Origin of the sequence: Kiritimatiella glycovorans (genome assembly GCF_001017655.1) — a bacterium.
Taxonomy (GTDB): Bacteria; Verrucomicrobiota; Kiritimatiellia; order Kiritimatiellales; family Kiritimatiellaceae; genus Kiritimatiella; species Kiritimatiella glycovorans.
Genome location: NZ_CP010904.1, coordinates 954,633 through 967,335, shown reverse-complemented (window position 1 = coordinate 967,335; position 12,703 = coordinate 954,633). Strand labels below are relative to the sequence as shown.

General features: G+C 63.7%; 10 protein-coding genes. 4 read left to right on the top strand and 6 right to left on the bottom strand.

All coding sequences use genetic code 11. The annotated features are described in order from the left end of the window. Positions 1–35 precede the first annotated feature (35 nt). The 5 genes from L21SP4_RS04075 to L21SP4_RS04055 form a co-directional block, all read right to left on the bottom strand. Positions 36–884, bottom strand: coding sequence for a hypothetical protein (locus tag L21SP4_RS04075; RefSeq protein ID WP_052881464.1), 849 nt, complete (start codon positions 882–884; stop codon positions 36–38). Between the two features lie 3 nt (positions 885–887). Beyond that, a complete protein-coding gene (locus L21SP4_RS04070) occupies positions 888–3,743 on the bottom strand; it encodes a tetratricopeptide repeat protein (RefSeq protein ID WP_160300660.1) in 2,856 nt (951 codons plus the stop codon). A gap of 49 nt (positions 3,744–3,792) precedes the next feature. Beyond that, a complete protein-coding gene (gene dapF / locus L21SP4_RS04065; RefSeq protein WP_052881462.1) occupies positions 3,793–4,626 on the bottom strand; it encodes a diaminopimelate epimerase in 834 nt (277 codons plus the stop codon). Between the two features lie 137 nt (positions 4,627–4,763). Then, entirely contained in the window at positions 4,764–6,170 is a 1,407-nt protein-coding gene (gene thrC, locus L21SP4_RS04060) for a threonine synthase (protein ID WP_052881461.1), read from the bottom strand. An 18-nt stretch (positions 6,171–6,188) separates the two neighbouring features. Further along, positions 6,189–7,013 (bottom strand): NYN domain-containing protein, encoded by an 825-nt coding sequence (locus tag L21SP4_RS04055; protein WP_052881460.1) that lies wholly within the window; start codon positions 7,011–7,013, stop codon positions 6,189–6,191. 141 nt (positions 7,014–7,154) lie between these two features. On the opposite strand from L21SP4_RS04055, the gene L21SP4_RS04050 reads away from it, so the two are divergent. Continuing rightward, complete coding sequence (locus tag L21SP4_RS04050; RefSeq protein WP_052881459.1) at positions 7,155–8,042, top strand: thymidylate synthase; 888 nt, start codon at positions 7,155–7,157, stop codon at positions 8,040–8,042. Between the two features lie 278 nt (positions 8,043–8,320). Then, positions 8,321–9,580: a transaldolase family protein gene (locus L21SP4_RS04045; RefSeq protein ID WP_052881458.1), complete on the top strand. Its 1,260-nt coding sequence runs from the start codon at positions 8,321–8,323 to the stop codon at positions 9,578–9,580. 78 nt (positions 9,581–9,658) lie between these two features. Here the strand turns inward: L21SP4_RS04045 and L21SP4_RS04040 are convergent, their stop codons facing one another. Continuing rightward, positions 9,659–10,489 carry a biotin--[acetyl-CoA-carboxylase] ligase gene (locus L21SP4_RS04040; RefSeq protein ID WP_052881457.1) on the bottom strand — a complete coding sequence of 277 codons (831 nt, stop codon included), beginning with the start codon at positions 10,487–10,489 and terminating at the stop codon, positions 9,659–9,661. A 119-nt stretch (positions 10,490–10,608) separates the two neighbouring features. On the opposite strand from L21SP4_RS04040, the gene L21SP4_RS04035 reads away from it, so the two are divergent. Continuing rightward, the gene (locus L21SP4_RS04035; RefSeq protein ID WP_052881456.1) at positions 10,609–10,839 is read left to right on the top strand and encodes an OadG family protein; all 231 of its coding nucleotides are present in this window, start codon (positions 10,609–10,611) and stop codon (positions 10,837–10,839) included. Positions 10,840–10,867: 28 nt separating this feature from the next. Then, a complete protein-coding gene (locus L21SP4_RS13215) occupies positions 10,868–12,673 on the top strand; it encodes a biotin/lipoyl-containing protein (protein WP_052881455.1) in 1,806 nt (601 codons plus the stop codon). Positions 12,674–12,703: the final 30 nt, after the last annotated feature.

The following is a 12,703-nucleotide window of genomic DNA, read 5'->3' as shown; positions in this document are numbered from 1 at the left end:
TCCTTCTCCGGGTTACTCCCTGAGACGTTGTCTCGTCACTCCGATTTCATGGCTTCACGTTCGAGTTCACGCAACCGGGTCTGGAGTGAATCCACCCGGTTGCTCCAGAATGTATGACCGAAGAACGTCCGCACTTCCGCGATGACGCGGTCGGCCGCGTTGAAGTCATCGGAAAGTCCGTACAACTCGGCCGAATGATGAAGGGCGGCCGGCATCCACTCGAAATCGCGCGGATGAAAGGCCACCACGTGCGCGACGGTTTCCTGAGAGGAAATCAGTTCGCCGCGCTGCTGCCTGTAGAGCGAGAGCAGATACCAGTCCATGGCACCCTGTCCCTCCGCATCCTCGCGGATGTCGAGCTTCTCGATAATGCGGCGGGCGTCGTTGGTCTCCTCGCGCTCCAGGTGCGTGAGGGCGCGGAATCCCTCCGCGGTCCTGCGCACGTCGTCGTCGAGCGACTCGCTCAACCGTTCCGCGGACTCCACGACTTCATCGTAATGCCCGTCCCAGTAGTTCGCCTTGAGCATGAGAATCGAGTACGGCGTAAGATTGTTGGGGATATCGAGATAGGGAAGTCGTTCCTCGATCAGACCGCCCACTTCCTGGCGAATGCGGTCGAATTCCCCTTTGCGATACCAGTCGCGGGCCTCTTCGAGGTCCACCTCGATGCGGAATTCCATTTCGCTGAAGGCGGAAGCGGGCATCTGGATCGCGTTCTGATCGCCTTTGCGGCGCATCTCGAGCACATCGCCCTTGCGCCCCTGGAGATAGACCACCCACTTCTTCCCGCTCTGCAGCGTCATGCGCGCCAGAGGCTCATCCTGCGCCGTCACCGCCGCAGCCGCCATCAGCACTCCACACCATACCATCCGCTTAAAACGCATAACTTACGATTCCTCCGACGCCTCTTCAGCCGTCGACTCCGGCAGCTCGGCCTGCAGCTCGTCCCGCAGCTCCAGCGCCTCCTCGTACTCAGGCAGTCCGGCGTAGACTTCACGCTTGTTCAGCATTTCCCTGTACGTGGCGAGGGCCTCGGATTGTTTGCCCATAATTTTGAGACAGCGCGCGCTCTTGAGGTAGGCCCGCGCCGCCCACTGGGGATAGGCTTCGTACAGCACGTACACGCGCTGGAAGAAGCCGAACGCCTTGCGCACGTCACCGTTTTCAAAGTGGCTGACACCCATCCAGTACAGGGCCTCGGGCTTCATCTCGCCACCCCAGGCCGGGACGGAGAAGATCTTCTTATAATTCTCGACGGCCTGTTCGTACTGGCCCTTCTCCCGGTAGACATCGGCCAGCATCTTCTGGGCCTCGCCGGTGTCGGCGACGTACCCGTAGCGGTCGAGGATGTCGTTCAGCAGCGGTTCCGCCTTGTCGAATTCCTCGTCCACCATGTGGACGCCCGCGCGGGCGAGCATGGCATCGAGGAAGAGATCCGAGGCCTCGTGCCGCTCCCTGAACTCGGTGTAGGCCTTCTGCACCAGGTCGTACTTCCCGCGCGCATAGGCGGCACGGCTCATGAGCGCGAGCGTGGACGGGGCGGCCTCGTCGATCAGCTCCGGCTGCAGGATCTGCTGCATATACTGTTCGCGTTTGTCGTCCGAGTCGGTGGTCTGAGCGAAAAGCGTCTGCAGCCGCAGTTTCAGCGTCCTCTTGTCCCCGCCCATGCGGCGGAGTTTGAATTCCAGTTCCCTGAGGAATTGCTCATAACCCTCGCTGCCCTCGAACTCGGATGTGCGGTTGACGATATCGTCGATGATCAGGTCCACGCCGTAATTGCTCTGATCGTCGCCGAAGCGCGTAATCGCGTCGAGATAGGCCTCCAGCGCCCCGGCCGGATTGCCCTGCTCACGGCGCGCCTTGCCGATCCAGTACGCCGCCTCGGCGACATCCGCTTCCTCGCCCCAGCGCTCCAGGTAGCCGTTCATGATCTCGATGATCTCTTCGTAGCGGCCTTCCATCTCGTACAGCTTCGCGCTGCGGAAGACGGCATAGCTGACCTGGTAGGCGTGTTTCGCGTTTTCGCGCGCCTTGACGTAATCCTCGTACGCGGCCTCGACCTCGCCGCGGGAGGCTTCGATATCGGCGCGCATGGCGTAGGCCTCGGAGAGCAGGTCGCTGAGCGGATACTTCTCGATGAACTGCGAGAAGGTTTCCTCCGCCTGTTCGATCTCGCCCTCGCCGTAATAACAGACGCCCAGGCGGTAGGTGGCGTCCTGCGCGAACCGGCTGTCGGGGTAGGTGTCGATGAACGAAGCGAATTGCGCACGCGCCTCCGGATATTTGCCGCGGTAGAGCAGACACATCCCGTGCCAGTACCCGGCGGGTTCGGCGAACGAGCTGCCGGGGTGATCTTCGCTGACCTCCGCGAACTGCCCGATCGCCTTCTCGTAATCGCCCTGCTTGAAATGGCTGAAGCCCGTCAGGTAGAGCAGCTCGTCGCGGTCGGAATGCCGCGGGCGTTCCTCCAGGGCGCGCCCCGCCATCGCCAAAGCCCGCTCGAAGTCGCCGTTCTTCATGTGCAGGCGCGTAAGATTGAGCGAAACCTGCTCCCAGTATTCGCCGCGCGGATGATCGTCCAGATAGGCGATGCCCTCCTCGACGGCGCGCTCTTCGAGCTTCAGGCCGAGCAGAGAGGAAAACGTCGCATAGCGCGCGGTCTCGGCGAGCTGGTGGTCGGGGTGGTTGCGGTAGATGGAACGGTAGAGCAGGTAGGCGGGCCAGTGACGCTTCATCCCGTCGTAGGTCTGGGCGATGCGCATGCGGATATCGATATCGTAATCGGGGATGTCCTGCAGCTCCCGGAGCTGCTCCTGCTGCGTTTCGAGTTCCCGTTCCGCGCGCCGCTTGCGCTCTTTGTACCGATCGTAATCCTTGCCCGCGCCGGCCCGGAACTTTTCCTCCACGATTTTTTTATTTGCGGCCATGTCGGCCTTGAGGCGATCGAGCAGTTCCGACTTGAGGAACACGAGCCGGTAGAGAAGCAGCGCCTCCATGTACTGCTCGGCGTCGTATTTGCGCGCCCCGCCTTCCATCAGGGCGATATTCAGCGCCACGTCGTAGCGGGCGTCGGACTGGTAAACCCTGGGCAGGAGGCGGCTGAGCTCGTCGAACCGGTCGAGACGCACGAGACAGGTGACCGCCATCACGGTGGCATTGCGCCGCACTTCATCGCGCTCGGCATGGTCCATCGCGTAGCGAAGCGCGGGATAGGCCTCGCCCCACTGCTCCAGCTTGAAATTCGCCTGGCCGATCAGCAGGCTCGCGAGTCGTCTGCGCTTTTCGGAAAGCTCCGCGGCTTCGGCCATGACGGGCTCGAGGGCATCGATAATCCCCTGCCAGTTCTGCCGCATGGCGTGGGCCTCGGCGGTGTAGATGCTGGCCGACTGCCGCCATTGACCCTTCGGCATCTCCTTGAGATACGTCTCAAAGGTGGTGACCGCCTTGTCGTACTGTTCGGTGAAGAAGTACGCCTCGCCGAGCCGGAAGCGTGCGAAGTCCAGCGTGCCGCGCGCATCCTCGCTCTCGATCTCGCTGAGACGGGTGATGATCTCATTCAGGTATTCGGGAAGCTGACCGTACCTTTTTTCCGCCAGCATCGACTCCGCCTGCGAGATGAGCTGGCTGGTCGACATGCTCGAAACCGACTGCGCTTCGGCGGAGACGGCGAGCGTGATGAACACCAGAGCGGCGGCAACGCCCCTCCATACGCGGCTTCCCTGACTGCCTGTTGCTGATTCCATGGGAACGGAGACCATATGTTAGCTTTTGATCAATGCCAAAGGAAAAAGTTCAAAAATGCTTATTCTGCCGCGGACTCGGCCTCCAGCGACCCCGGTACACGTAGACGGCGGGGCCGGTCAGCGTCACGCGCGGCCCGCATTCGTTTTCCTCACGGCGGTCCACCTCGAGGAGGTCGCCGCTTCCCGCGCGGACCGTGACGGGCAGGGACGTCAATCCGTGCCGCGCCGCGGTCAACCCGCAGGCCACGATGCCGGTGCCGCACGCGCCGGACTCGCCTTCGACGCCGCGCTCGTAGGTGCGTACGCACAGCGTGTTGCCGTCGCACCCCTGCATGAAGTTCACGTTGGTGCCCGCGGGGGCGAACTGCGGATGGTACCGTACGGCCGCCCCCGTGCCTTCCAGATCCACGTCGTCGAGATCCTCCACCGTCAGGACCACGTGCGGCACGCCGGTATTGACGAAATCATAGCGCAACTCCTCTCCCTCTACCTCGAGGCGCCCGTCGAGCACCCATCCGGAGGGTTCGGTCATGCGCAGCCGCACGCTCCCGTCTTCGAGCACTTCGGCGCCGAGCCGCCCGGCGACCGTTTCGAATTCCATCGCGCGCGGCGCCGCCCCCAGGTCGAAGGCAAGGCGCGCGAAACACCGCGCTCCATTGCCGCACATCTCCACCTCGCCCCCGTCGGGATTGAAAAAACGCATCCTGAGGTCGGCCTCACCGGAGCGCTGAATCAGGATCAGGCCCTCGCTGCCGATCCCCGTGCGGCGTCGGGCCATCTCCGCGATAAGCTGCGGATCGTCCGCAGGAAAACCTCCCTCCCGGTCGTCGATCAGGATGAAGTCATTACCCGCGCCGTGCATTTTCCAGAAGTCGATATTCATGCCTCACTCAGGTTTCAAGTCTCAGGTTTCTCACTCAACGCTCACTCTGTCTCTGTCTCTGTCTCTGATTCTGATTCTCACTCTTACTCTGATTCTGACTCTGATTCTGACTCTAATTCTGTCTCTGTCTCTCACTCTTACTCTGATTCTGTCTCAGATCCCGCTTCCAGCGCATGGTCTGCGATAAACGCCCGGACGGCCTGTTCGTCGGCGGGCATGCGTTCCGTCCGCGTCTCCGCGTTCAGGCAGCGGTCCAGAATCGCGTGCTGCGCCTCTTCGCCGGTCGCCTCCCGGATCGCGTCCGGAAATTTGGCCGGGTGCGCGGTCGCGAGGCATATCATGGGAGCCTCCGGATCGCAAAAATCTTCCGCCACGCCGATCCCCACCGCCGTGTGCGGGTCGGCCAGGTAGTCATAGTCTTCACGATAGCGGCGGATGACCGCCAGCGTAAGCTCCCGCGACCCGCGTCCCGCCGCGAAGACGGGATCGATCCGGCCCGAGGCGTCCGCGGCCACGCTGATCCCGCCCGTCCGGCGGAAGGTTTCCATCAGATGACGCACCTTGCGGGGGTCTTCGCCCGACCGGTAATAGAGATAGCGTTCGAAATTGCTCGCGACCTGGATATCCATCGAGGGGCTCAGTGTCGCGTGCACCTCGCCCCGGCGGTACACGCCGCGGGTGAAGAACTGCGCCAGGATGTCGTTCTCGTTGGTCGCCAGCACGAGGCGGTCCACCGGCAGCCCCATCTTCCACGCCAGATAGCCCGCAAGAATATCGCCGAAATTGCCCGTCGGCACCGAGAAACGGACGCGACCCGCGCCCGTGGAATCCATCACGCGGAAGGCCCCGTAAAAGTAGTAGACGATCTGCGCCATCACGCGGGCCCAGTTGACGGAATTGACCGCTCCCAGCGCATGCCGCTGCTTGAATTCCACGTCGCCGAAGATCGACTTCAGGATGTGCTGGCAGTCATCGAAACTGCCCTCCACGGCCAGATTGAAAACATTCCCGTCGAGGACGGAGGTCATCTGACGCTCCTGGACGGGGCTCACGCGGCCGCGCGGGTGCATGATAAAGATGCGGATGTCCTTCTTCCCGCGCACGCCGTAGATCGCCGCGCTTCCGGTGTCGCCGCTCGTGGCGCCGAGTATGTTGAGCCGTCCTCCGCGCTGCTCCAGCAGGTATTCGAAGAGGTGGCCGAGAAACTGGAGGGCGACGTCTTTGAAGGCGAGCGTCGGACCGTGGAAGAGTTCCATGATCCACAGCGGTCCGACCGGCTTCACCGGTGCCACTTCGGGATCCCGGAACACGGCATAGCTTCGATCCACCATCCGCCTGAGGTCGTCATCCGGCACGTCGGCGAACAGCCGCATCACTTCAAAGGCCAGCGAAGCGTAATCCAGCCCGCGCCACGCCTCGAGGCGGTCGCGTACCTCCGGGATCGCCTCGGGCAGCAGCAGCCCGCCGTCGGACGCCAGTCCCATCAGCACGGCGTCGCCGAACCCGACCGGTGCCATTCCCCCGCGTGTACTCAGGTAGTTCATATCGCGGCTCGCTGTTCTTCAGCCCGCCCCGTGGCATCCGCGGATGATGTATCCGCCCGATTTCTCGTCGTACTCCAGATCCAGGATGCCCTTCTGCTGGGCCTCTTCGAGGAGTTCATTGAACGAGCGAAAGCCGTAGAAGGATTCGTTGAACCCCGGCTTACGCCGCTTGAGGGTCTGCTTGATCATCGAACCCCAGATCTTGCTCCCTTCGCCGCGCTCCTCGACCATCGCCTCGTAGGTCTCCACGATCAAGTTCCACGCCTCCTCCTTGCGGTCGTCCGCGTCGCCTCCGGACTTCCCGCCTCTGGACTTCCCGGCCGAACGGGAGACGGCCGCCGCGCGCTTGCGGCCCGTTTCCTCCCGCCGGATGAGGTCGTCGTAGTAGATAAACTCGTCGCAGTTGGCGGTCAGCAGGTCCGACGTGGACTGTTTGACGCCGACGCCGATCACGGTCTTGTTGTTCTCGCGCAGCTTGCTGACCAGCGGTGAAAAGTCGGAATCGCCGGAGATGATCACGAACGTATCGACGTGCTCCTTGGTGTAGCAGAGGTCGAGCGCATCCACCACCATGCGGATATCCGCGGAATTCTTGCCCGACTGCCGCACATGGGGAATCTCGATCAGTTCGAAAGAGGCCTCGTGCATGGAGGGCTTGAATTCCTTGTAGCGCGCCCAGTCGCAGTACGCCTTGCGCACGACGATGTTTCCCTTGATCAGCAGGCGCTCCAGCACGCGCGCCATTTCAAAGCGGGCGTCCTTCGCCTCGCGCACCCCCAGCGCGATGTTCTCGAAATCGCAGAACACCGCCATGATCCTCGTCCCCGTATCCTGTACCGTCATAATCCCTCTCCTCTGTGAGCAGACGCGCCATCCTAGGGGACTCGCGCCGGGGATGAAACAGGTTTCTTTCCGATTTCGGGGCGGGATATGCTATACCGTCAGGTGCAACAGGAACGCGTCCATCGAGGAGGAGGAGAAGACATGAGCGGAGACATCCCCGTACTGCACGTGGAAGGCGAGACCCTGGCCGAGGGTTACGAGCGCGCGCTGCTGGCGCTGCATGAGAACGGGGCGCGCATGAGCACCCAGTACGACCGCGAAGGCGACCCGCCCAGCCTGGACGCGACGCTCAACCTGACCGTGCGCGAACCGCTGAAGGACCCGATGATCCACCGGGCGTTTCCGGGCGGAATCGAGGCGCTCCGCGAGTACGTCATGGAGCTTGCGGGGGCCAAGGATCACTGGGTCCGGAACCTCAACGATCCGGAAGATACGCGCTGGGAGTACACCTACCACCAGAGGCTCGCTTCCTACGGGACCTGGCGTGAATGCCGGGAGGGGCGCTCCGAGGAGGCGGGACCGTTCCGCGTCGACCAGATCGAACAGGTCGTCGCCAAGCTCGCGGCCGAGCCGCACACCCGCCAGGCACAGATGATTACATGGATGCCGCACATCGATGCGGACTGTTACGACCCCCCCTGCCTGCAGTCACTGTGGTACCGCCTGACCGGCGAAGGCGACCGGCGGCGCCTGAACTGCAACGTCCGGTTCAGGAGCAACGACGCGTGGGGCGCCAACTTCATGAACATGTTCGGATTCACCATGTTCAACCGCGATGTGATCGCCGCCGGCCTGACGGAACGCACCGGCTGGACGGTCGATCTCGGCCGGCTCAACTGGCAGGCGGACTCCTACCACATCTACGGCAAGGATGTCGCCGATGCGGAAGCGCGCCTTTTCCGGCGGATCGGGACGACCGAATTCGAGGACCGCGTGTACTCGCTGGCCGACGAAACGATCGCCGAACTCTACGACGAGGCCGAGACGGCTGTGCGGGAAAAGATCCGCCGGCACGATGAGGATCACTAATGCCCAGCGATTCTCATTATGGCTTCACCCTTTTCGGTCGGGGTGGCACCCGACCCTCCCAATGCCCGAAAATGCGTTCGAAATCGACTCGGGAGGGACGGCTGCCACGCCGTCCGCGGTCGGAATGCGGCCATAATGAGAACTGCTGACTGACGCCGGCTCATGGTTGCCGGAAGCGCCGGATTGTGATTAGATACAGGCGTGTGCGCCGGTGTATCGGACCGTGTGCCGTGTAAATCTTCGCTCGCAACCGGAACTGCCGACAAGGAGCCGTCTCCATGAGCAACCATATCGCGGGCCTGGTACATCGCCTGGTCGAAGACGAACGCGCCCGTTTCGAGGAACCGCCATCCGCGATCCCGCACGGCGATTCGGAATGGCACAAGCTGCAGGAGACCGGCACCCGTCTCTGGCTGGATACGGGGGACATCGATCAGGCCGCGGAACTCTGGACCTCGGAGTTCGAGGCCCTTACGACCAACAACACGCTGCTGAACCGGGAGGTTCAGAAAGGCGGATACGATGCGGCCATCCGGCGGATCGCCGGGGTTCTGAACCGGGAAGCGCCCGCGCTCTCCGGGGAGGAGCGGATTCGGGAGACGGGATTCGTCCTCAATGCCGTCCACGCGCTCAGACTCGTCGACCGCTTCGACGCGCATGTCAGCGTGGAGCTTCACACCGCGTTCGCCCGCAGGGTCGAGCTTACCGTGGAGTACGGCCGCCGCTATTACGCCCTCTGCCCCGAGCGGTTCTACGTCAAGGTGCCGCTGACGCCCGAGGGATTCCTCGCCGCACGCCGCCTCGGACGGGAAGGCATCCCGGTCAACTTCACCCTCGGCTTTTCCGCCCGCCAGAACTACCTGGCCGCGTGTCTGGCTCAACCCCTGTTCGCGAACGTCTTTATGGGCCGCCTGAACGCCTTTGTGGTCGACAGCGGACTCGGCAGCGGGGCCGGGATCGGAGAAAAGGCCACGCTCGCCTCACAGCGGGAACTGATCCAGCTGCGGGAAAACGGCGCGAGCCGTACGAAGCAGATCGGCGCCAGCATGCGCGACCCCGGGCAGGTGGCCGCCCTGGCCGGAGTCGATATCTTCACCCTTCCCGTCAAAGTGGCGCGCGCCTACCGCGAACAGCCGGCGAACGGAATCGGCTACCGGGTCGGCGAGGACCCGGCCGTGGACCTCGACGAAGACGCCTCGTTCGTCCACGAACTCTGGGACGTGCCGCGCGGATTCAAACAGGCCGTCGCGGCCCTGCTGGACCTAGACCCGGATTCGCTGCAGCCCCCCGACCTGCCCCGCCATTTCGCCGAAGCCGGGTTCCCGGGGTTCCTTCCGGAATGGAGCCCCGGCGACGAGGAGACCGTGCGCAGGGACGGCAAGATCCCCGTGCTGGAACACTGGCGGGACCGCCTTCGCGACGGCTCGGTCGGCCTCGACGCCCTGATGAATCTCAGCGGTCTGCACAGCTTCGCCACCGACCAGCAGGCGCTGGACGGGAGGATCCGGCGGTTCATCGACGCGGCCGAACGTTCGTAGTCGCGCCGCATGCGCCCGAAGGGCCAAGGCGCGTGAAAGATCACGGCCCTGGCCCTGCTTCGCAGGCCTGCGGGCCTACTACGAACTTTTTCCGCTGCGCGGATCTCTGCCTTTGCGAGAGTCATCCGACCGTTGACCACTTGACTTCCACCCTCCTGGGTTGCGGGCGAAGCCCGCGTCGGTCGGTTCGCCCCACTCGCCGGACCACACCTCGCGCAGCCGGTCACCATCGCGCAGCAGCAGCTGGCCGTCCGCGCCGAATCCCGCGAAGGTTCCCGTTTCCCCGGCCCCGGAATCGAGCCTGCAGAGACTCGCGCCGGGGGGCTGCCCCAGCCGCTCCCATGTCGCGCGTACGGCGTTGAAGCCTCTCTCACGCCAGCGATCAATCTCCGGACCCGCGGTCCGCAGCAGGTCGTCAAGCAGCGGCTCGACCGGAATTTCCCGGCCCAGTTCGATCCGCAGCGACGTGGCGGGCTGATCGATCGCCTCCGCCCCGGCGCGCGTCATGTTCACGTTGAGGCCCAGACCGATCACCGCCCCGCCGGCTGCGCCCCCGGCCGACACGGTCAGCAGTCCCGCCAGCTTGTGACCGCGCGCGAGGACATCGTTGGGCCACTTCAGTCCCGCCTCGACGCCGAGGTCTTCGACAAATCGCGCGACGCCGGCCGCGGCCGCCATGCCCAGCGAAGGCATCCGCGTTGGCGGGGCCTTCGTGCGCACGAACAGCGAGCAGGTCAGATCGCGGCCCGGCACCGCGTGCCACACGCGGTCATGACGCCCTCTCCCCGCCGTCTGTTCCCGGGCCGCCAGGACGGTGCGATCGCCCACGCCCCTGCCCCGCGCAACCCGCCGCCGCAGCTCGCGGTTGGTCGAATCCACCCGCGGAATCCACTCCACCGTCCACCCCATGATTAATTTTCTCCTTTTAAGCTGGTCAGCGCCGGGCACAGCCTTTATGAAGACCCTCATTTTATTCTGACGAGGCCGCGAAACCAAAGCACGGAATTCGAGCGGGGGTGGGTCGAATCATGGACGGAATCGCACAGGGATGGATGCTCTTACTGATCGGAATGGCCACGGTATTCGCCTTCCTCGCACTGCTCGTCGCGGCCATGAATCTCTCCGCCGCATTCTTCAGAAAATTCGGACACCTGTTCCCGGAACCGGAGAAGTCCGAAAGCCATCTCGAGGTGGCTAAAGAAGACCGTTCGGACATCGCCGTGGTTCTGGCCGCCGTCCGATCGCATACCGGAAATTAAGGCATCACCAAAACAAGAGGGTCGCGCTGTGGGCAAAAAGAAAATCGAGATCATGATCACCGCGTTCCGTGACGGCTTCCAGTCCATCTACGGGGCCCGGGTTTTCACCAAGGACTTCCTCCCCGCCGTGGAGGCTACGAGAGATGCGGGTATCCGGCACTTCGAGGCCGGGGGCGGCGCGCGTTTCCAGTCGCTGTTCTTCTACTGCAATGAAAACGCATTTGACATGATGGACGCCTTCCGCGAGACGGCGGGACCGGACGCGGACCTGCAGACCCTGGCTCGCGGCAACAACGTGGTGGGTCTCGAATCGCAGTCGAGCGACGTGATCGACCTGCACGCGCGCATGTTCAAGAAGCACGGGATCACGACGATCCGCAACTTCGACGCGCTCAACGATGTCAACAACCTTAAGTATTCCGGCCGCTGCATCCACGAGGCCGGTCTGAAACACGAGGTGGTCGTGAGCATGATGGAGCTGCCGCCGGGCTGCGAGGGCGCGCATACTCCCGATTTCTACATGCGCGTGCTGCGCGAGATCCTGGAAGCCGAAATCCCCTACGCCAGCGTGTGCTTCAAGGACGCCTCGGGCACGTCCACGCCCGCGAAGGTCTACGAGACGATCCGCCGCGCGCGGAAGGAACTGCCGGAGGGAACGAAGCTCGTCTTTCACACCCACGACACCGCCGGCACGGGCGTCATGTGCTACAAGGCCGCCCTCGACGGCGGGGCCGATCAGCTCGACCTCTCGATGGCGCCAGTCTCCGGCGGAACCGGACAGCCCGACGTGCTGAGCATGTGGCATGCGCTGCGGGGGTCCGAGTTCGAGTTCGATATCGATGTCGAGAAACTGCGCAAGGCCGAAGAGGTCTTCAAGGACTGCATGAAGGACTACTTCACGCCGCCCGAAGCCAAGTCGGTCGAGCCGACCATCCCCTTCTCGCCCATGCCGGGCGGGGCCCTGACCGCGAACACCCAGATGCTGCGCGACAACCATCTCATGGACCGCTATCCCGAGATCATCGCCGCCATGGGCGAGGTGGTCCGGCGCGGCGGCTTCGGTACCTCCGTAACCCCCGTCTCGCAGTTCTACTTCCAGCAGGCCTTCAACAACGTGATGATGGGGCCCTGGAAGAAGATCGCCGACGGCTACGGCAAGATGGTGCTCGGCTACTTCGGGCGCACGCCGGTCGACCCCGATCCCGAGATCGTGAAACTCGCCTCCGAACAGCTCGGGCTCGAGCCGACGGACAAGACCGTGATCGAGCTGAACGACGCGGATCCGGACAAGGGACTTGAGCCCGCCCGGGCGATGCTCAAGGCCGCCGGCCTGCCCGAGACGGAGGAGAATCTCTTTATCGCCGCCGCCTGCAAACAGAAAGGCATCGCCTACCTCAAGGGCGAAGCCAAAACCAACGTCCGCAAGCAGACCGCGCGCAGCGCGAAGAGCATGGACGATGCGGAGGGGTACACCGTGGACGTCGACGGCAGGACCTACTCGGTGGTGATCGAAGGTACGCAGGCCGTGGTCAACGGCAAGAGCTATAAATTCGACATCCGGGACGGAGTCCAGGTGGAAGGCACCGCGCCCGGCGGCAAAGAAAGCGCGGCGACCGGCGACGCGCAGCCCGTGAAGGCCCAGATGCCCGGGACCGTGAACAAGATCGCCGTACAGGTGGGCGACCCGGTCAGCGAGGGCGACCTGCTCGCCGTCCTGGAGGCCATGAAAATGGAGACCGAAGTCAAGTCTCCGGTCAAGGGCACCGTGTCCTCCATCGCCGTCAAAGCCGGCGATTCGGTGGCGGCGGGGAACGTGCTGCTCTGGGTAAACTGACCCGCGGCGCTGAACCCCCGGAGGACGACG